General features: G+C 65.6%; 16 protein-coding genes and 1 tRNA gene. 11 read left to right on the top strand and 6 right to left on the bottom strand.

The annotated features are described in order from the left end of the window. Positions 1–42 precede the first annotated feature (42 nt). From ACLIMP_RS02815 to ACLIMP_RS02795, 5 genes are all read left to right on the top strand, one after another. Complete coding sequence (locus ACLIMP_RS02815; RefSeq protein WP_324697400.1) at positions 43–1,446, top strand: PAS domain-containing protein; 1,404 nt, start codon at positions 43–45, stop codon at positions 1,444–1,446. A gap of 109 nt (positions 1,447–1,555) precedes the next feature. Next, entirely contained in the window at positions 1,556–2,917 is a 1,362-nt protein-coding gene (locus ACLIMP_RS02810; RefSeq protein ID WP_185998370.1) for a M48 family metalloprotease, read from the top strand. A gap of 37 nt (positions 2,918–2,954) precedes the next feature. Further along, a complete protein-coding gene (locus ACLIMP_RS02805; protein WP_054442108.1) occupies positions 2,955–3,653 on the top strand; it encodes a DsbA family protein in 699 nt (232 codons plus the stop codon). 64 nt (positions 3,654–3,717) lie between these two features. Beyond that, positions 3,718–4,881 (top strand): sensor histidine kinase, encoded by a 1,164-nt coding sequence (locus ACLIMP_RS02800; protein WP_054442109.1) that lies wholly within the window; start codon positions 3,718–3,720, stop codon positions 4,879–4,881. Between the two features lie 46 nt (positions 4,882–4,927). Continuing rightward, a complete protein-coding gene (locus tag ACLIMP_RS02795; protein ID WP_054442110.1) occupies positions 4,928–5,725 on the top strand; it encodes a LytR/AlgR family response regulator transcription factor in 798 nt (265 codons plus the stop codon). A gap of 55 nt (positions 5,726–5,780) precedes the next feature. On the opposite strand, the gene ACLIMP_RS02790 is transcribed toward ACLIMP_RS02795, so the two are convergent. After that, complete coding sequence (locus ACLIMP_RS02790; protein WP_054442111.1) at positions 5,781–6,281, bottom strand: MmcB family DNA repair protein; 501 nt, start codon at positions 6,279–6,281, stop codon at positions 5,781–5,783. 158 nt (positions 6,282–6,439) lie between these two features. Here ACLIMP_RS02790 and ACLIMP_RS02785 point away from each other — a divergent pair. Continuing rightward, positions 6,440–6,516 (top strand) — tRNA-Arg (locus ACLIMP_RS02785). 17 nt (positions 6,517–6,533) lie between these two features. Here the strand turns inward: ACLIMP_RS02785 and ACLIMP_RS02780 are convergent. Genes ACLIMP_RS02780 through ACLIMP_RS02770 form a run of 3 tightly spaced genes read right to left on the bottom strand, consistent with a single transcriptional unit; the run spans position 6,534 to position 11,978 of the window. Continuing rightward, the gene (locus tag ACLIMP_RS02780) at positions 6,534–9,791 is read right to left on the bottom strand and encodes an error-prone DNA polymerase (RefSeq protein ID WP_324697394.1); all 3,258 of its coding nucleotides are present in this window, start codon (positions 9,789–9,791) and stop codon (positions 6,534–6,536) included. Next, positions 9,788–11,233: a Y-family DNA polymerase gene (locus ACLIMP_RS02775; RefSeq protein ID WP_185998905.1), complete on the bottom strand. Its 1,446-nt coding sequence runs from the start codon at positions 11,231–11,233 to the stop codon at positions 9,788–9,790. Before ACLIMP_RS02775 ends, ACLIMP_RS02780 begins: the two co-directional genes overlap by 4 nt. Continuing rightward, on the bottom strand, positions 11,208–11,978 hold the full coding sequence (locus ACLIMP_RS02770) for an ImuA family protein (RefSeq protein ID WP_324697390.1): 771 nt from the start codon (positions 11,976–11,978) through the stop codon (positions 11,208–11,210). The genes ACLIMP_RS02775 and ACLIMP_RS02770 overlap by 26 nt, the downstream gene beginning before the upstream one ends. Positions 11,979–12,141: 163 nt before the next feature. Between ACLIMP_RS02770 and ACLIMP_RS02765 the strand changes: the two genes are divergently transcribed. Beyond that, a complete protein-coding gene (locus ACLIMP_RS02765; RefSeq protein ID WP_324697388.1) occupies positions 12,142–13,236 on the top strand; it encodes a TauD/TfdA family dioxygenase in 1,095 nt (364 codons plus the stop codon). Between the two features lie 40 nt (positions 13,237–13,276). Here the strand turns inward: ACLIMP_RS02765 and ACLIMP_RS02760 are convergent, their stop codons facing one another. Both ACLIMP_RS02760 and ACLIMP_RS02755 read right to left on the bottom strand, forming a co-directional pair. Beyond that, the gene (locus tag ACLIMP_RS02760) at positions 13,277–13,993 is read right to left on the bottom strand and encodes an isochorismatase family protein (RefSeq protein ID WP_443478030.1); all 717 of its coding nucleotides are present in this window, start codon (positions 13,991–13,993) and stop codon (positions 13,277–13,279) included. Further along, positions 13,951–14,781, bottom strand: coding sequence for an oxidoreductase (locus ACLIMP_RS02755; protein ID WP_054442123.1), 831 nt, complete (start codon positions 14,779–14,781; stop codon positions 13,951–13,953). The genes ACLIMP_RS02760 and ACLIMP_RS02755 overlap by 43 nt, the downstream gene beginning before the upstream one ends. A 241-nt stretch (positions 14,782–15,022) precedes the next feature. Here ACLIMP_RS02755 and ACLIMP_RS02750 point away from each other — a divergent pair, with 241 nt between their 5' ends. The 4 genes from ACLIMP_RS02750 (at position 15,023) to ACLIMP_RS02735 (ending at position 19,114) form a co-directional block, all read left to right on the top strand. Then, positions 15,023–15,970, top strand: a complete 948-nt coding sequence (locus tag ACLIMP_RS02750) for a ribokinase (protein ID WP_324697383.1) — start codon at positions 15,023–15,025, stop codon at positions 15,968–15,970. A 66-nt stretch (positions 15,971–16,036) separates the two neighbouring features. Then, complete coding sequence (locus tag ACLIMP_RS02745; RefSeq protein ID WP_054442125.1) at positions 16,037–17,161, top strand: LLM class flavin-dependent oxidoreductase; 1,125 nt, start codon at positions 16,037–16,039, stop codon at positions 17,159–17,161. 4 nt (positions 17,162–17,165) lie between these two features. Then, complete coding sequence (locus tag ACLIMP_RS02740) at positions 17,166–17,834, top strand: cysteine hydrolase family protein (protein WP_054442126.1); 669 nt, start codon at positions 17,166–17,168, stop codon at positions 17,832–17,834. 38 nt (positions 17,835–17,872) lie between these two features. After that, complete coding sequence (locus ACLIMP_RS02735; protein WP_185998376.1) at positions 17,873–19,114, top strand: MFS transporter; 1,242 nt, start codon at positions 17,873–17,875, stop codon at positions 19,112–19,114. Positions 19,115–19,118 lie beyond the last annotated feature (4 nt).

Raw genomic sequence — 19,118 nt, 5'->3', positions numbered from 1 at the left:
GTTGCGCGACAAGCGATGCCGTTGAATGTGCGGGGGCTTTCGATGGATACGTTGCGCGGCCAGTTTTCCGATCCGGACGGGGCGACGACGGGATTCTCCGGCGACGACGACGACGCGCGCGACCGGATCGTTGCGCCGGTCGGCCAGGACGAGCGCCGCATGCAGGTGCGGGCCTACAATTTCTGGGCCAGCCTGCTCGAGGACCGACCGTTCCCCGATATCGCCCAGCTTCATCCCGAAACGCTTCCCGATTTCGGCCCCAACAGCGTCCTGCTCGATTTCTCGGCGGGGATCGAGAATCCGGCGGTGGCCTGGCTCGGCGCCGAACTCGCCGGGGAATGCGGCGCCCTGGGCGCGATTCACCGGCTGGACGACGTGCCGAGTCGGTCGCTGCTGTCGCGCATTACCGATCACTACATGCAGATCCTCGCGAATCAGGCGCCGATCGGGTTCGAGGCCGAATTCGTCAACCAGCGCGGGGCGACGATCCTCTATCGCGGCATCCTGCTGCCCTTTTCGCGCGGGCATGACGCCATCGACTGCATCTACGGCGTCATCAACTGGAAGCAGCTCGCCGACCAGTCGAGCACGGACATGCTGATGCGCGCGGTGGACGAGACGCTGGGCGAACCCGGTGCCGAACTCGGGCCGCTCGACCTGCCGCCGCGCCGGGAAGCGTTGCTGGGGGAATGGGCCGACGGGCCGGTGGAGCAGGTGCTGTCGCTGACGGACCGGCTGCCTCAGGTGGCGTTCGGCGGGGAAGGAATTCTGGAATCGCCGATCACGCTCGGCAGCGGTGTGCTCGATCTGGACCGGTTAGATGCCGATGTGCTCGAACTCACGGCGGATATGGAACTGGCGGACTGGCTGGCTTCCGCGCGCGAACTGGCGCGGGCTGCCATGGGCAGCGAGGATCGTTCGCGGCAGGCGCTTTATGCGGCGCTGGGCAGGGCCTACGATTTTGCGCTGGCCGCTGCCGATGCACCGCAGGACCTTGCCGCGCTTGTCGAGGATGCCGGTCTCAAGGTGCAGGACCGCGCGCCGCTGGTTCCGCTGGTCAAGCTCGTCTTCGGGACGGACTACGACAAGACCCGCCTGACCGAATTTGCCGCCGTGATCGCCCACGGCATGCGGCTCGGCCTCGAATGCGGCAGGCTTGCTGCGCATATCGCCGGGACGGAAGGCGGCATCAAGGCGCTGGTGCGCGACGAGCGCCGCCTTCGCCGCGCGGAGGGGGAGAAGGAGTCTCCGAGCCTTTCCCGGCATGAGCGGCTTGTTCGCGGCCTTCGCGGGCTTTCGCCGCGCGCGGAGGAGGAAATCGGCCGGTCCAGCGAATTCACCGTATTGGTCGCGCGCCGGGACGAGCATGGCGAACTGCGCTTCCTTGGCGAAGTGAGCGATGACGAGGCCCTTCTTCGCCGGGCCGCCCGCCACCTGCTCGGTTGAACGGCGCGCGATCGCGCCTTGCAACGGCGAGGCGCGCCGCTAGGCTGCGGCCAAGCGCGAGACGCGCCGCTTCAGCACCGGTTCAGGCCGCAAAGCCCCAAGAGAGAGCATGCCCTTCGCGCGAATTGCCGCACTCGTCCTGAGTTCCCTGGCGCTGCTCGGCTGGTCCGCCGCGCCGGCAAGCGCACAGTCGATCCTGCGCGACGCGGAAACAGAAGCCCTGCTCAAGGACATGTCGCGACCGCTCATCACGGCGGCGGGGCTCGATCCCGGCCATGTCGATATCGTCCTCGTCAACGATTCCTCGGTGAACGCCTTCGTGGCGGGCGGGCAGGCGGTCTACGTCAACAGCGGGCTCATCAACCAGGCCGATACCGCCGCCGAAGTGCAGGGCGTGATCGCGCACGAACTGGGCCATGTCACCGGCGGCCACGCCGTGCTGAACCAGGGCGCGCAGCCGGCCACCAATATCTCGATTCTCTCGCTCCTGCTGGGCGCGGCGGCCGCGGCCGTGGGCGGCGGCGAAGCGGCGATGGGCGTCATCATGGCGGGCCAGCAGGCGGCCATGGGCAAGTACCTCGCCTATAGCCGCTCGCAGGAGGCCTCGGCGGATGCGGCGGGCGCGCAATACCTGTCCACGGCGGGCATCAGCGGGCGCGGTTCGGTGGAATTCTTCAAGAAGCTCCAGAACCTCGAGTTCCGCTACGGCTACCGGGCGCAGGACGGTGACGAGTTCTACTCCACGCACCCCCTCACCGGCGACCGCATCCAGACCTTGCAGGACGTCTACGAAAAGGACCCGGCCTGGTCCAAGCCGGACGATGCCAAGCTGCAACAGCGCTTCGTGCGGATGAAGGCCAAGCTGTTCGGCTATCTGGCCGAGCCGCGCGACGTGCTGCGCGTCTATCCCGAGACGGACAATTCGGTGCCCGCGCATTACGCCCGCGCCTATGCCTATCACCGCCAGTCGCAGCTCGATCGCGCCCGCGCCGAGACCGATGCCTTGCTGATGGTCGATCCCGACGATCCCTATTTCCTGGAACTGAAGGGGCAGGTGCTGCTCGAATCGGGCCAGGCGGCGGAGGCCCTGGTGCCGCTGCGCAAGGCGACCGAACTGACCGGCTACCAGCCGCTGATCGCCACGCTGTTCGGCCACGCCCTGATCGCCACCGAAGACCCGGCCCATTTCGCCGAGGCGCAGTCGGTGCTGAAGAACGCGGTGGCGCGCGACCGGGAGAACCCGTTCACATGGTACCAGCTCGGCACCATCTATGCCGCCAACGGCGATATGCCGCGCGCCCGGCTCGCCAGCGCGGAACAGCAATCGCTGACGGGCCAGATGGATGCCGCGCTGATGAATGCGCAGGCGGCCGAAACCGGCCTGCCTACAGGCTCGCCGGACTGGCTGCGCGCGCAGGATATCGAGATGCAGGCGCGCGCCGAACTGGAACGTTCCAGGAAGCGCCGCTAGGGCGGCTGGACACATTACGGGATTCTGGAAAAGACAAATGGGTAGTGGCACGAAATTCGCAGTGATCGCAGGATGCGTCGCTCTGGTCGGCGTGGGCGGTTGGTTCGGCGGCCGCCCGGCGATCGAGAAGATCGTTCACGACTATATCCTCGAACATCCCGAAATCCTGCCGCAGGCGATGGAGAATCTGCAGCGCAAGCAGGCCAGCCAGCAACTTGCCGGCGTGCGCCAGAACGTGGAGACGCCGTTCCCCGGCGCGGTGCTGGGCAATCCGCAAGGCAAGGTGACGCTGGTCGAATTCACGGACTATGCCTGCGGTTACTGCCGCCGCAGCCTGCCCGACGTGGCCCAGCTCCTGAAGAAGAACCCGGACCTGCGCATCGTCGTGCGCGAACTGCCGATCATCGGGCCGGAAAGTCCGGCTGCCGCGAAGATGGCGCTCGCCGCCGCCGAGCAGGGCAAGTATTCGCAGTTCCACGATGCCATGTTCGCCATGGGGCAGGTCGATGCGCAGAGCATCGAGGCCGCCGCCCGGCAGGCCGGACTCGACCTGGAGCGCGCCCGCAAGGTCGCGGCCGGCCCGGCGGTGGAGCAGGAGCTTTCGCGCAACCTCGAAATCGCCAGCCGGCTGGGCTTCAGCGGCACGCCGAGCTGGGTCGCGGGTGAGCGGCTGATTTCCGGCGCGGTCGGCGTGGACCAGCTATCGGATGCGGTGTCCGAAGCACGCGGCGGTTGAGGAAGGAGTCTTTCCGCATTTTCGGCAGTTTCCGCCCGGCACCGATTTCGGCTAGGAAGCGTGCATGAGCGTGCTGCCGATCCAACCGATCCCCTTCTTCGCCAACAAGGACAAGGCCTTCTGGCGTCTCCAGTTCGTCGGGTGGGGTGGCGCCATGCTGCTCCGCACGATGTCCACGATCGCCAATTCCCAGCCTTTGACCTCGCTGGTGCTGGTGCTGATCGCGACGATCACTGGCTTCTCGATCTCGCTGGTGCTGTCGGTGGTCTATCGCACGCTGATAACGCGGCGCGCGCTGGTGACCTGGGGGCTGACCGCGCTGATCCTGCCGTTTGCGGTGGGCCTGCACGCCTTCATCGATGCCTGGGTGATCTCGCTCTACCGAACGGACAGCGATGCGAGCTTCACCCAGTTGTTCCTCGGGGTGTTCTACCTCGACGCGACGCTGCTGGGGGCATGGTCGGCGCTTTACTACGCGATCAATTTCTACCTTCAGGTGGAAGAGCAGAACGACCAGATGATCCGGCTGGAGAACCAGGCAACGCAGGCCCAGCTTGCGATGCTGCGTTACCAGCTCAATCCGCACTTCCTGTTCAACACGCTGAACTCGATTTCCACGCTGGTCCTGCTCAAGCAGACCGAGCCGGCCAATGCCATGCTCAGCCGCCTTTCGTCGTTCCTGCGCTATACTCTGGTGAACAAGCCCTCGGCTCGTGTTACCGTGGCAACCGAGGTGGAGACGCTTGAACTCTACCTCGACATCGAACTCATGCGATTCGAGGAACGGCTGCGCACCACCTTCCATATCGATCCGGAAACCGAAACCTGCCTGCTGCCTTCGCTGCTGCTTCAGCCGTTGGTGGAAAATTCGATCAAATATGCCGTGACTCCGCAGGAATCCGGGGCTGAGATCACCATCACCACGCAACTCGTCGGGCCGATGCTTCGCATCACCGTCTCGGACACCGGGCCGGGCTTGCAAAGTCCGACGACGGACAACAGGTTGTCGGGCATGACTTACGATGGAGGGGAGCCGGTCTCCACCGGCGTTGGCCTGGCGAACATTCGCGACCGCCTTTCGCAAGCCTATGGTGAACACCACCGTTTCGAGACGATCGAACCGATCGAGGGCGGCTTCGCGGTGCTCATCGAACTTCCCGCCGAGCGCCAACCCACCCCGGAAGACATGATCGAGCAGCCGCGGCAGCCTGTTTTCGCCGCGCGATGAAACATATTTGGCCCACGTGCGTTAGCCGGGCCGGAGAAAGTAACTGATGACCATTCGCACGATCCTCGTCGACGACGAGAAACTCGCCATCCAGGGCCTTCAGCTTCGTCTGGAGAAGTATCCTGATGTCGAGATCATCGACACCTGCTCGAACGGCCGCGAGGCCATCCGCAAGATCAAGACCGAAAAGCCTGACCTCGTCTTCCTCGACATCCAGATGCCCGGTTTCGACGGGTTCTCGGTGGTGAAGGGGGTCATGGAGATCGAACCGCCGCTGTTCGTCTTCGTCACCGCCTATCAGGAACATGCCGTCCGCGCCTTCGAGGCGAACGCGGTGAACTACCTGATGAAGCCGGTGGACGAGACCAAGCTCGACGATACCCTCGCCCGCGTGCGCCAGCGCCTTGCCGAGAAGCGTTCGTCGGACGAGGCGGAAAAGCTCAAGACGGTGCTGGCCGAAGTGGCGCCCGATGCGATCGATCACATCCCCGAGGAAGCCGATCCCAACGCGGACCGCTACGAGAAGCTCATCAACATCAAGGATCGCGGCCAGATCTTCCGCATCGATGTCGATTCGATCGAGCATATCGAAGCGGCCGGCGATTACATGTGCATCCGCACTGCCGACAATTCGCTGATCCTGCGCGAAACGATGAAGGATCTCGAACGCCGCCTGGACCCGCGCGTGTTCCAGCGCGTTCACCGCTCGACCATCGTCAACCTCAACCAGGTTCGCCAGGTCAAGCCGCACACCAACGGCGAATGCTTCCTCGTGCTCGATTCGGGCGCGCAGGTGAAAGTCAGCCGTTCCTACCGCGACGTCATCGCGCGCTTCGTTCACTGAGCCGGTAGCGCCGCTTTCGAATTCGGGAAATGCGGGGCCGTGAGGCCCTGCATTTTCACGCCGTCTCGTTCCCCCATTTGAGCGTCTGCGGATCACCGAGCGTGACGAGTCGCCGGAGCGATGCGCGCGCGAGCCTCTCCGTCTCCACCTTGCGACGGGCGGCGGCAAGCTGGCGCAGCGGGGCAGGGCGCAGGATTTCCGCGTCATAACCGTCGGCCACGATCACGCCGCATTGCTCCGGCAGAAAAGCCTCGGTTTCCAGCGGCGCACGGTCGATCGAGGGCGGCAGGCCCCAGTAGAAACGGTCGCAATAGTCGAGATAGTCGGTCCACTTCCCGTCGCCGAGCAGGTCGGCGCGGGATACCTTTATCTCGACGATGATGACATGGCCCTTGGCGTCGATCCCCATGAGATCCGCCCGGCGCCCGCAGCGCAGCGGCATTTCCGACAGGCACCAGATATCGTTGCGGGCGAAAAGTCGCCCGATTCCGCGTGCGACGTCGTTGGCAACGAACGAAGTCAGCGGCGGTGCGAGGGGGGAATCAGCGTCGGCCATGCCTTCATCATAAGAACATAGAGGGAACTTTCAAGCGATCCCTGCGGGTATGCGCGGGGCGGAGGGATATCCGTCCCCATGTTTTCCCAAGCCCATGACGATATGGATTGATTTGGCGCTGGTAGTCCTCCGCAGGCTCTGCTAGTCGCCCCAGCACTGCACCCGTAGCTCAGCTGGATAGAGCGCTGCCCTCCGAAGGCAGAGGCCACAGGTTCGAATCCTGTCGGGTGCACCATTTCCTCCATCGACGGTTCAGTGAAAGTCGCGTGATCGCGGCAGGATTCGCACATTGCGCGGATGCTGCGGGCGCACCACCTCATCGGCGCGCGAGAGTGGCGGGTCGGTTTCGTGAACTTCCGACAGCCGGGCCAGTTCCGCGGAGCGATCGTGGATGCGCTGGGCCATGAGGTGGACGACGCCTTCGGGGCTGACCTGGACGATACCCTCCACTACCATGAGCCGCGCGGCCATGACTTCGCGGCGATAGGTTTCGAACAGCCGGGCCCAGATCACCACGTTGGCGATCCCTTCTTCATCCTCCAGCGTGACGAAGATCGCATTGCCCTCTCCAGGACGCTGACGAACCAGCACGACTCCGGCGACTTTGACGTGCTTGCCCTTCTTCTGTGCCAGTTCAGTGCATCTCAGTACGCCTTCTGCCGCGAAGAACGGGCGCAGGAAGCTCATCGGATGGGCCTTCAGCGAGAGGCGCGTCGTCTGGTAGTCGGCCGCGACCTGTTCGGAAAGCGGCATGGCGGGCAGGGCCGCAGGCGGCTCCTCACCCAGTTCGCGGGCGCGGGCGGCGGCGAAAAGCGGCAACTCTCCGGTAGGTGTGCGGCGCGCTTCCCACAGGCCTTCACGCCGGTCCAGACCGATCGATCGCAAGGCATCGGCATCGGCCAGAAGGTTGAGCGCACGCTGGGGCAGGCCGGCACGCCGGGCGAGGTCTTCGAGGTTGGTGTAAGGGCGGTGCGCCTTGATACCGTCGGCCCAATCCTCGCGAAATCCGCTGATCTGGCGCAGGCCCAGCCGCAGCGCGAGTTTGCCTTTCGCATTCCGCTCCAGCGTGCAATCCCATTCGCTGTGGTTCGCATCGACGGGGCGGACTTCCACGCCGTGCTCATGTGCGCAGCGCACGATCTGGGCCGGGGCGTAGAAGCCCATGGGCTGCGAATTGAGCAAGGCTGCGGCGAAAACGGCCGGGTAGTGGTGTTTGATATAGGCCGAGACCCACACCAGCCGCGCGAAGGCGAGGGCATGGCTTTCCGGGAAGCCATAACTGCCGAAACCCTCGATCTGCCTGAAGCAGCGCTCGGCGAAGTCCTGCTGGTATCCGCGTGCGATCATCCCGCCGACCATTTTGCCGCGCAGGGAGTCGATGGTGCCGAGATTGCGGAAAGTCGCCATGGCGCGGCGGAGCTGGTTGGCTTCGGCATCGGAGAAGTTCGCGGCGGTGATGGCCAGCCTCATCGCCTGTTCCTGGAACAGGGGAACGCCCAGTGTCTTGCCTAGCACCTCGTGGAGTTCCCTGGGGTCATGCGGCGGGGCGGGAGAAGGAAATTCCACCTTCTCGATCCCTTGCCTGCGGCGCAGATAGGGATGGACCATGTCCCCCTGAATCGGGCCGGGCCGAACGATGGCGACCTGAATGACCAGATCGTAGAAATTCTCCGGTTTCAGCCGGGGCAACATGTTCATCTGGGCGCGGCTCTCGACCTGGAAGACGCCGATGCTGTCGCCGCGCTGGAGCATCTCGTAGACGGCGCGGACATGGGGTGGGTTGTTCCTCTGGTCTTCCTCGTCACCCGGCACCGAGTTCAGCTGATACTGGCGGCCGATGTGAGTCTCGATCATCGCGAAAGCCTTGCCGATGCAGGTCAGCATGCCGAGCGCCAGGATATCGACCTTCATCAGGCCGAGCGTGTCGATGTCGTCCTTATCCCATTCTATGAAGGTGCGGTCTTCCATGGCGGCGTTGTGGATCGGCACGGTCTCGTCGAGCCGGTCCTGAGTCAGGACGAAACCGCCGACATGCTGGGAAAGGTGGCGGGGGAACTCCAGAATCGCTTCGGTGAAGCGATTGACCCGCGCGATCGTCGGGTTGTCGGGGTCAAGTCCGGCTTCGAGGCAGCGGTTCCGATCGTATTTGGCGGCGTAGCTGCCCCAGACAGTGCTGGCGAGACGGGCGGTTACGTCCTCGCTCAGGCCCAGCGCCTTGCCGGTGTCGCGGGCGGCGCTGCGCGAGCGGTAGTGGATCACCGTGGCGGCGATCCCGGCGCGGTCCCGGCCGTAGCGCTTGTAGATGTACTGCATCACCTCTTCACGTCGCTCGTGCTCGAAATCGACGTCGATATCCGGCGGTTCCTTGCGCTCGGTGGAGATGAAGCGGGAGAACAGGAGGCTGTGTTTCACGGGATCGACGGCTGTGACCCCGAGGATGAAGCAGACAGCGGAATTGGCCGCCGAGCCGCGCCCCTGGCAGAGGATGCCCTGCCCTTGCGCCCATTGGACGATATCGTGGACGGTGAGGAAGTAGGCGGCGTACTGCTGCTTCCCGATGATCTCCAGTTCCCCGGCGAGCAGCCCGGTCAGCTTGTCGGGAGTGCCTTGCGGATAGAGGTCGCTTGCCCGGCTCCAGACAAGTTCGGTCAGCCAGCCTTGCGCGGTATAGCCATAGGGCACCGGCTCGTGCGGATATTGGTAACGCAAGTCGTCGAGCTTGAACGCGATGCCGTTCATGAAGTCCTGGGTGGCGGCGATCGCTTCGGGGGCGGCGGCGAAGAGGCGTGCCATTTCGGCAGCGGGTTTCAGGTGCCGTTCGGCATTGGCGGCGAGGCGGCGGCCGGCGGCCTGCACCGTGGTTTTCTCGCGGATCGCGGTCATGACGTCGTGGAGGGGGCGGTTCTCTGGCTTGTCGTATTGCGCGTCGTTGATGGCGATCAGCGGCACGCCGGTCATGGCGGCCTGTTCGCGCAGGGCCATTAAGCGGCGGGCGTCGCGGCCTTGCCGCAGCATCGTCGCACCCAGCCACACCTTGCCGGGGGCTGCATCCCAGAGTCGGCGCAAGAGGTCGTCTGAGGCGGGCGTGGCGACGATCAGTTGCATGTCCTCCAGGAAGGCGAGCAGGTCGTCGAGGTGCAGTACGCAGTTTCCCTTGGTCGTGCGCAAGTTGCCAGTGGTGAGCAGGCGAGTCAGGCGGCCCCAGCCGTAGCGGGTGGTCGGATAAGCGAGGATTTCTGGCGTGTCGTCGGCAAAGACCAGCCTTGCGCCTACCATGAGGCGGAAATCGGGCAGGGTCTCGCCCTCCGCCTCGGCTTTTTCCGCGAACTTGCGCAGCGCGGCGAGGGCGCGGGCGACGCCGGACACGGTATTACGATCGGCGATGCCGATACCGGGGTGGCCGAGGGCCATGGCCCAGAGCGCCATCTCACCCGGTGTGCTGGCGCCGCGCAGGAACGAATAGGCCGTCGTCGTGGCGAATTCGACATAAGGCGGCGTGTCCGCACTCATGCGAAGACGCCGTGCAGATACCAGCGGGGATCGGTCTTCTCGCTGCCGTAAAGGCCGTGGCGGAACAGCCAGAAGCGGCGGCCGTCCTCGTCCTCTATCCGATAGTAGTCGCGGGTGGGGCCTGTGGCCTCGACCGTCTTCCACCAGGGATAGGCGAGGCGCTCCGGACCTTCCTGCCGCACGACCCGGTGTTGCCGGCCCTGCCAGCCGAACCGGCGCGGGGGGCCGTCGGGCACTTCGGCCAGGACGGTGACAGGCTGGGGCGGGTCGAACAGGAACAGCGGGCGCAGGGGCGGTTCGCCCACTTCCGGCTGGGGCCAGGATTGTGGGGCCGAAGCGGCGGGTACGAGGCGGTCTGCATATTCCGGCAAATGTTCATCGCGCGGGGCGAAGCGGTGAAGGCATTCGGCCCCGAAGCGTACCTGCAAGCGGTCCAGCAAGGGGGCGAGGTCCGGCTTGCCGGAGGTCTCTTCATCCAGCCGAACCTGTCCCTCCGATACGTCTTCATGCAGCGGAACGGAAAGGCGCAGCAGGTCGTAGCCGAATCCCGGATCGAGCGGATCGGCCAGCGATTCGATGCGTTCGCGAAACAGCCGCACGACATCGGCAGGTTCGCGCAGGGGCAAGCCGCTGTCTACCGCCAGCCGGGCGATATGACCGTCGGTGCGAAACAGGGAGACTTCGTAGCGGCGCCCCCCGCGTCCGCGCGCGACGAGCAGATCCCGCGCCTGTCCGGCCAGCCATTCGATCACGCCGAGCAGGGGTTTGACCGTTGCCATCGGTTCGGCGAAACGCTGCTCCACCCAGATCGGGGGCAGGGTGCGGTGCGGGGTGATGCGCCGATCCTGCTCCTCCAGCAGGCGGGCGAGCGCGATCGACATGGCCTTGCCGAACCGGGCGGCGAGAGGCGCGCGGGGGCGGTCCGCGAGTTGTCCGACAGTGCGCAGCCCCGCCCGTCGCAGGGCGAGGTGGGCGTCTTCTCCCAGGGCGAGCGCGCTCACCGGCAGTTCGCGCAAGCTGCTCTTGCCGAAGCGGGCGAGCGCGAGCGCCGCATCCGGGGTTGCGGCTGAGGCGGCCAGTGCGCGCAGACCCAGCCGGGAGAGGCGGGTTACGAGATCGTTCCGCACGCCGGTTTCGTCCATTTCCAGACTGTCGAAGCAGCCGGTGAGGTCTAGCACCATTGCGTCCTCGCCATCGGGGGCGACCATCGGCGTGTAACGCTCGCAGGCCTCGACCACGCGCAGCAGCAGGGCATTGTCCGCTTCGGGGCGATGCTCCAGCGCGACAAGGTCGGGTTCCTGCGCGCGGGCGTCGGCCAGCATCATCCCCGCCGAAAGGCCGAGCGAAAGCGCGGCGGGGGACAGTGCCATGATGCGCTGCGCCCCGCGTTGCTTCGCGATGAGGGCGAAAGCCGCGTCAGGCGGCGCTGCGCCTTCCCGCATCGCCCGTTCGGACGGCAGGAAGGGCAGATAGATCGCCAGATAGCGGCGGGCGGCCAAGTATCGGCGCTCGGCCAGGTATCGGTGCTCGGAAGGTGCCTCGCTCACGATCCCATTCCAGTTGCAGGTTGAGTCCCTCTCGCCCGCCGCGCCGGCGCAGCAGGGTAATGTCGAACACCGGACCTCCCGGTGCATCGGCGGGCAGGGGCACCGAGGGCGCGCTGGCCACTTGCCAGCGGGTATGGGCGGCGCTGGGCGTCGGTTCGGCGCCGCTGCGCACGATCATCACCATGGTGCCGCTCTGTTCCGCCGCCAGCGCGAGACGGCGGGAAGCGGTAAGATCGAAGGTTGGCGCGCGCCCGTCCATCTCCATCACCACCGCTGCCGCGCCGCCGTGCCGCACGCAGTCCACACCCGCGCGCAGCAGGCTCTGGATATCGGGCAGGCGCATCAGCACTATCGCGGCGGGATCGATGCCGAGTTCGGCAAGGCCGGGCGCATAAGGGCGCTGCCGGGATTGCTTGCCCTTTGCCAGACGCAGCCAGATCAGCGGTCCGCTTGGCCTGCATCTCTGGACCGTGCCCTGAACCACGCAAAGCAGGGCCAGGGCGAGTGCGGCGCTGCCGTCCTGAGCGCCGGCGGCGTAGAATTCGTGAACGCCGTCCTGCTGCAAAGGCGCCTCGGGCCAGCCCTCAAGAGAGGGCTGCACGAGGCTCGCGGCACGTTTGAGGCGACTCGAATCGAACATATGTTCATATTATGTTCTATTTCTGTCCTGCGCAATCGAAGTCCGTTCGATCATGGGATGCGCATGGGGAAAAGGTTTCGGGCATCGCTCGCCAAGTCACATTGTGGCATTCCGCCTAGGGTCTCCGGCAATAGCTACAGACCCAGAGAAGGACTCACGAAGCATGGCCAGTTCCGCTCCCGCGCCGCTGGAGGCCGTCCCGCCCGTCACCACTGCTGCCGCATGGCGCGGAGACCGACTGGCCGCTACCGACGAGTGGATCTACATGCTCTCGGACGATCAGGTTGCCGAACTGGAGCAGCTGGGTACCCGCTTCCTGGCCGAGAACCCGGACCTGCGCACCGTCACTGCCGAGGAATATCCGCTGGTCGCCTGCGCCGATGCCGTCGAATCATGGGGCGCGGACGTGGACTATGGGCGCGGTTTCGTGCTGGTCCGGGGCCTGTGCACCCAGCTCTATTCGGATGCCTTGTCTAACGCGATCTACTACGTGCTCGGCCTGCATATGGGCGATCCGATCCGCCAGAACGAGATGGGCGACCTGATCGACCACGTCTACGCCACCAGCGACAAGACCATGGACGATCCCACCGCGCTGTCCTCCAAGGTACGCGACAAGCTGGTCTATCACTCGGACAGCTCGGATATCGTCGCGCTCATGTGCCTGCGTCCGGCCAAGGAGGGTGGGCTTTCCTGCCTCGTTTCCGGTGCCGAAATCTACAACGAGATCCTGCGCCGCCGCCCCGATCTGGCGCCGCTGCTGCTCGAACCCTTCCACTGGGACTGGCGCCGTCAGGACCACAATGCCCCGGCGGATACCTATACCTCGCCGATCGTCAGCCTCGTGGACGGCGTGTTCTCGATGTATGCGGGTTCGCTCTATATCCTCACCGCGCAGGAATACGAAGGCGTGCCCAAGCTGACGCCCGAGCAGATCGAGGTGCTCGAACTCTTCGATACGATCACTTACGAAGAGGGCATGGCGATCGAGATGGATTTCCGCCCCGGCGACATCCAGTGGCTTTCCAACTACGCCGCGCTTCATGCCCGCACCACGTTCTGGGACTGGCCCGAGCCGCAGCGCAAGCGCCATCTCCTGCGCCTCTGGTTGAGCCGCGATGCCGGGCGTCCGGTGGTGGACGGTTTCGGCAAGAACGGTGTCGTCCAGCACCGCGCCGCGCCGCGTGACGGGAAGGAAGAGCATCCCGATGGGCACTTCGACGTGTTCTCCGTCTCGGTGCCGCGCCTGATGAGCTGATGAAGGGAATGCAGGGGGGCAGGCTCCCCCCCTGCACCGCTCAAGAGGGCCGGGGGGCCAGCATTTCCAGCACTTCGTCCGTCGTCTTCACATCGGCGAAGTTCAGCCGCAGATTGAGAAGTGCGGCGTTGTGTTCCTCGTCGCTCACGGCTGCGCAGGCGTCCGCAACGACGATCACTTTCCAGCCCCGCATGTTGGCCTCCCGCGCCGTCGATTCCACGCAGACGTTAGTGAGCGTGCCTGCCAGCACGACGAGTTCCACGTCGCTTACCCGAAGCACCTTCTCCAGCGCGCCCGCCGGGCAGGACATGGCGCCGTAGCGGTACTTGTTGAGCACGAGGTCGTCCTCTCGGCATTCCATGGCCTGATGGATGGCGTGCGACCGCGTGCCTGCGCGCAAGGCTTCCACCGCACGGGCGACCATGGGGTCCGACATGTCGTACTGCCATGCGGGAACCGCGAGGTGCGGCTCGTCGCTGACCGTCTGGCGGGTCCAGATGGCCTGTCCTCCCGCCCGGCGCATGGCTGCTGCCAGCCGATTGATCGGCTCGATCGCCGCGCGGGCGTAGGCGTTGCCGAAGACCTCGCTCTCGGCAACGAAGGCAGCCTGCATGTCGATCACGACCAGCGCACTGCGGGCGGGAAGGATCGTATCGAAGCTGTTGTATCCCGCCCCGCGCGCAACGGCCCATTCGGGAAGCCGCGCCCGGTGCATCAGGCGGGTTCGAACGCAGTGGAAAGCGAAAGCGATTCCCATTCGTCCATCTGCGCGCCCACGAAGGCGATCTGGTCGCGGGCGTAGTGCAGGGCGTCTTCACCAAGGAACAGGTGCAGCGGGGGTTCCGGCGCATCGAGCGCCGCGAGAATCGCTTCGGCTCCGCGCGTGGGATCGCCTTTTTCGCTGCCGGCACCCTCCGTCAGGCTGCGGCGGGCAAAGTGTGCGCCTTCCTCATAGTCCGCGATGTCCTTCGCGGCGACCTTGAGACCCGAGGCGGCGAATCCGGTGCGGAAGCCGCCCGGCGCGACATTGGTGACCCGGATGCCCATCGGTGCCACTTCCTGCGCAAGGGTCTGGCCCACGCATTCGAGGGCATATTTGCTGGCGCCGTAGATGGCCGTGCCCGCCCAGGGGGCATGTCCAGAAACCGAAGTGATGTTGACTACGTGACCGGCGCGTCTCGCCCGCATGGCGGGAAGCACCGCCTGGATCATGCGGATCGCGCCGAACAGGTTGATCTCGAACAGCGCCTTGGCTTCTTCGATGGAGACTTCCTCGATCGCGCCGACCAGACCGTAACCGGCATTGTTGAGCAGGCGGTCGATTCCGCCGGTCAGTTCCTCGGCCCGGGCAACGGCGGACCGGACCGAGGCTTCGTCGGTCAGGTCGACGGTGAGGACATGCGCGCGGCCCGGTGCCAGCGCCTCGAATTCCGGGTCTCCCGCACTTCGGGTCGTGCCGACGACCACGTCCCCGCGTGCGAGCGCGGCACGCGCCACCGCGCGGCCGAGGCCGCCGCCGATGCCCGTGATGAGCCATTTCGTCATCTTCGTTTCCCTTCAGGATTGGCGTAGAACTATCGAAGCAGAAATACCGGCGCCGGTGCGGGCTCGGTCAAGGAGAGAGTAGGAGGAGGGCCGAGCCGCGCTCTTTGCGCTGGAGACCGCAATTGTTGCGGCAGCGCGCACGGCGGCGCCTCGCGCTTGACCTGCCTGTGGGGGCCATGCAGCCCATGACAAAAGCAGGGGCGCGAAACAGGTTGGGCGCCAGACAAGTTAGGTGACAGCTTTGGCAGTTCACATCTTCGGTTCGATCAATCTCGATATCATCACTTCGCTGGAGCATCTTCCCCGGCCCGGCGAGACGGTCATGGCCATGGCCACGGCCAGGCTACCGGGCGGAAAAGGCGCAAACCAGGCCGTTGCGGCGGCAAGGATGGGTGCGGAAACCTACATGGTGGGTGCGGTGGGCGAAGGCGATTCGGGAAGCTGGATGCTCTCGCGCCTCAAAGCGGACGGCATCGACGTCGGCGGCGTTGCCATGTTGCCCGGCGTGGACACCGGCACTGCCTATATCGCCGTGGATTCGGTGGGCGAGAATCAGATCATCGTCGTGCCCGGCGCCAATGCGCGGCTGAGGGACGCCAGACCGGTGAGCGAGGGCGTGTTGCTTGCCCAACTCGAAGTGCCGGTTTCCGCCCTGCTGCCCGTTTTCGCGAAGTCGAAGGCGGTCCGCATCCTCAACGGCGCCCCCGCCGTGCAGGAAGGACGGGCGCTGTTCGAACATGTCGATATCCTGATCGTGAACCAGCACGAGATGGCCGCTTTCCTCGGCCTCGAAAGTGCCCCTGACAATGACGACATGGCCGTGATCGCAGAAACCGCGCGCGGGCTCCTGCGGCGGGAGGACCAGACCGTCATCGTCACTCTGGGGGCGGCGGGCGCGCTGGCGGTGCGGACCGGCTGGCAGCTTCACGTGCCCGCCCTGCCGGTGATCCCGGTGGACACGATCGGCGCAGGGGACTGTTTCTGCGGAGCGCTGGCAGCGCTGCTTGACGAGGGCGTCTCCCTTGAGGAGGCGCTGCCCTATGCCACTGTCGCCGCCGCCCTCTGCACGCTGGGGCAGGGAGCCGCGCCGGCGATGCCGATGCGGGAGGCGGTGGAGGACCTTATCGGCAGGCCGGCAACAGAACATGCGCTGCCAATCAAGAACCGGTCGGCCGCTTCCCTAAGCTGATCGGCGCACAAGCGAGACAGGCTTCAATGCCCGTCTGGCGGAGACACAGGCCAACAAGAGGATACGATGAACCAGTTTCCCATGACGCCCTTCGGACTTCCTTCGGACAACGGCGGCAAGGACCTCGGCCTGTTCCTGCCGGTCGCCAATGGCGGCTGGATCCTGTCGAAGAACAAGCCCGAACTTGACGGCTCCTATGCCTACAACCGCCAGTGCGCCGTGCTGGCCGAGGCGGCGGGCATGGACTTCATCATGTCGATGTCGAAGTTCCGCGGCTACGGCGGCGAAACCCATCACTGGGATTCCTCGCTCGATCCGATCGTGCTCATGGCCGCGCTCAGCGAAGTGACGAGCAAGACCCGCATCGTCACCACGCTGCACACCCTGCTCCAGAACCCGGCGGTTGCCGCCAAGATGATGGCGACGCTCCAGCAGGTGAGCGGGGGCCGTGCCGGTCTCAATGTCGTCACCGGCTCCTACAAGGGTGAGTTCGCGCAGATGGGCGCCTGGCCCGAGGACGTGAATCACGACCAGCGCTACGACCTCGCCTACGAATGGGTCCGCGCGGTCAAGGCCCTGTGGAGCGAGGATTCGGTCACGATGAAGGGCGACTATTTCACGCTGGAGGACTGCGAATCCTGGCCCAAGCCCGAACAGCGGCCGTTCCTCGTCTGCGCCGGCTCCTCGGAGATCGGCATGCGGCTTACGTCGGAGGAGATGGATGCGATCTTCCTCTCCGGCGGCACCGCGCCGGAACTTGCCAGGAACAGCGACCGGGCCAAGACCATCGCCGCCGAATATGGACGCAACATCCGCACCTATTCGATGATGACCCTGGTGATCGACGAAAGCGATGCAGCGGCCAAGGCGCGGGCACAGCACTATGCCGATGGTCTCGACGAAGGGGCATTGGCCGGCATGATGCGGGCCTACGGCTTCCTCGATGCCGAGATCGGCAAGGAGAACGACTTCACCCGCAAGGCGCGCAGTTCGTTCATGTCGGCCCAGATCGTCGGCAGCGCCGCGAGCGTGACCGAGCAGCTCGGCGAGCTGCTGGACACTTCGGGCACCGACGGCCTGATGCTGATCTTCGACGATTATCTGAAGGGCCTGCCGGTGTTCGGAGCCGAGATCCTGCCGGTCCTGCGCGAACGTTTCCCCGGCAAGGTCGCCGCATCGGTGGCGTGCTGATCCGATGCCGCTGCGCACCCAGGACCTTCCCCATGTCGAGCCCGCCGGCCTGGCGGCGATGATCGACCCGAAGACGACCGCGCTGGTGGTCGTCGACATCCAGGTCGATTTCGCCGCGCCGCATGGCCTGCTCGGACGATATGGCGTCGATCTCTCGCCGGCCGAGGCGGCGATCGACAACTGCGAGAAGCTGGTGGCGGCGGCGCGGGCGTCCGGGGCCACAGTGGCGCTGATGCGCGTCGTCACCAGCCCCGAGACCGATTCGCGCGCGCTCAAGACGCTGATGGCGCGGCGCGGCCAGCCGGGCGGCGAGGCGATCTGCCGCGTCGAGGATGGCGGTGCCGACTATTACCGCATCTTCCCGGAGCCGGGCGACATCGAGATCGCCAAGCTGCTCTATGACAGTTTCCATGGTACCGACTTCGACGCCCGGCTTCGCGCACGGGGCATCGAGACGCTGGTGATCTGCGGCCTTTCAACCGATTGCTGCGTGGATCAGACCGCGCGCTCGGCCTTCCATCATGATTACGACGTGTTCCTCGTTTCCGATGCCAGCGCCGCTTACGAGCCGGGCCTCCATGAAAGCTCGCTTTCGGCGATGGAGAAGAACTGCGTCCTGCTGACCACCACCGAGGCGGTCGAGCAGGCCTGGCCAAAGGGCGATAACGCCTGAGCCTTCGCGCTCACCATCCCTTTCAGGAGTTGCCGCCGATGACCGTGACCACTCCCCAACGCGGATCGAAGGGCGGCGTGCTGTTCGCCTGCACTCTGGGCAATTCGGTGAGCGTGACGCCGGCGGTCCACGCCGTCTTCGGGCTGTTCCTGGTGCCGCTTTCCGACACGTTCGGCTGGAGCCGGGCGAGCATCTCCGGCGTGCTCGGCATCCTCGCGCTGGTCGGCGCGGTGACCTATCCGCTTATCGGCCGATACGTGGACAAGGGCGGTGCGCGCCAGACCCTGCTGGTGGGGATATTCGGCCTTGCGCTGTCGATCGCGGCGCTGGCGCTCAACAACGGCAGTCTCGTGCAGTTCTACGCTACGTTCACGGTCCTTGCCGCCTTCGGGGCCATGGCTGGAACGCCGATCTTCCAGAAAGTCATCGCGGACTGGTTCAACGAGAATCGCGGCACCGCGCTGGGCATCAGCGCGGGCGGCGGCTGCGGGATCGGCTCGGTAGTGTTGCCGGTCATGGCGGCCGTGCTGGTGCAGACCTGGGGCTGGCGTGCGGGCTATCTCGGTATCAGCGGTTTCATGCTGGTGATCGCGCTGCCGCTGCTGTTCCTGTTGCTGCGCGATCGTGCTGCGGCAAGCGGCGCCGAAGCGGAATCCGCGCGAGAGGGCATGACTCTTGGCGAGGCCGCGCAGACCCCGATGTTCTGGCTGGTCCTCATCGCGCTGGCGGCGGGCGCCGGGGGCACAACGGCGGTATTCAGCCATGTGGTTCCGATCCTTTCCGACCGGGGCTTCTCGGTGGCCACCGGAACGGCAGTGGTCAGCGTCTTCGCACTTGTCACCTCAGGCTGGCAGATCGCCACGGGCCGTATCATGGACAAGATCCAGACGCCGCGCGTGGCCGTGCCGATGTACCTCATGGCAGTGGCCGGACTCGTCCTGCTCGAAACCGCACAGGGCATGCCGCTGCTGATGGTCGGCGGTGCGCTGCTCGGCATCGGGCTCGGCGGCCAGTTCGGAGCCCTGCCCTATTTCATCGCCCGCTATTTCGGCACCAGGCACTTCGGCTCGGTTATCGGCGCCATGTATTCGGCGGTGATCGCCGCGCAGGGGACAACACCGATCCTGCTCGACCTCGTGTTCGATGCGCGCCATTCCTATCGCCCTGCGCTGGTCGGCGTGGGCGGCGCACTGCTGGCCGGCGCGCTGCTGCTTATGCTGCTGCCGCGTTACGGCCGAGAGGCTGAAGTGGCGGAGAACCTCTTCGCCGCCGGTCACTGATTTT

Source organism: Novosphingobium aeonii, assembly GCF_052279045.1.
GTDB lineage: Bacteria > Pseudomonadota > Alphaproteobacteria > Sphingomonadales > Sphingomonadaceae > Novosphingobium.
This window is presented reverse-complemented; position numbering and strand designations above follow the sequence as displayed.

Bases quoted from the DNA above. Each gene is read 5' to 3' on its own strand.
- ACLIMP_RS02760 (WP_443478030.1), bottom strand. From the start codon at position 13,993: ATGGGAATCGCTTTCGCTTTCCACTGCGTTCGAACCCGCCTGATGCAC.
- ACLIMP_RS02740 (WP_054442126.1), top strand. From the start codon at position 17,166: ATGCCGCTGCGCACCCAGGACCTTCCCCATGTCGAGCCCGCCGGCCTG.
- ACLIMP_RS02775 (WP_185998905.1), bottom strand. From the start codon at position 11,233: ATGCGGGAAGGCGCAGCGCCGCCTGACGCGGCTTTCGCCCTCATCGCG.
- ACLIMP_RS02780 (WP_324697394.1), bottom strand. From the start codon at position 9,791: ATGAGTGCGGACACGCCGCCTTATGTCGAATTCGCCACGACGACGGCC.
- ACLIMP_RS02815 (WP_324697400.1), top strand. From the start codon at position 43: ATGGATACGTTGCGCGGCCAGTTTTCCGATCCGGACGGGGCGACGACG.
- ACLIMP_RS02795 (WP_054442110.1), top strand. From the start codon at position 4,928: ATGACCATTCGCACGATCCTCGTCGACGACGAGAAACTCGCCATCCAG.
- ACLIMP_RS02770 (WP_324697390.1), bottom strand. From the start codon at position 11,978: ATGTTCGATTCGAGTCGCCTCAAACGTGCCGCGAGCCTCGTGCAGCCC.
- ACLIMP_RS02745 (WP_054442125.1), top strand. From the start codon at position 16,037: ATGAACCAGTTTCCCATGACGCCCTTCGGACTTCCTTCGGACAACGGC.
- ACLIMP_RS02805 (WP_054442108.1), top strand. From the start codon at position 2,955: ATGGGTAGTGGCACGAAATTCGCAGTGATCGCAGGATGCGTCGCTCTG.
- ACLIMP_RS02790 (WP_054442111.1), bottom strand. From the start codon at position 6,281: ATGGCCGACGCTGATTCCCCCCTCGCACCGCCGCTGACTTCGTTCGTT.
- ACLIMP_RS02735 (WP_185998376.1), top strand. From the start codon at position 17,873: ATGACCGTGACCACTCCCCAACGCGGATCGAAGGGCGGCGTGCTGTTC.
- ACLIMP_RS02800 (WP_054442109.1), top strand. From the start codon at position 3,718: ATGAGCGTGCTGCCGATCCAACCGATCCCCTTCTTCGCCAACAAGGAC.
- ACLIMP_RS02765 (WP_324697388.1), top strand. From the start codon at position 12,142: ATGGCCAGTTCCGCTCCCGCGCCGCTGGAGGCCGTCCCGCCCGTCACC.
- ACLIMP_RS02810 (WP_185998370.1), top strand. From the start codon at position 1,556: ATGCCCTTCGCGCGAATTGCCGCACTCGTCCTGAGTTCCCTGGCGCTG.
- ACLIMP_RS02755 (WP_054442123.1), bottom strand. From the start codon at position 14,781: ATGACGAAATGGCTCATCACGGGCATCGGCGGCGGCCTCGGCCGCGCG.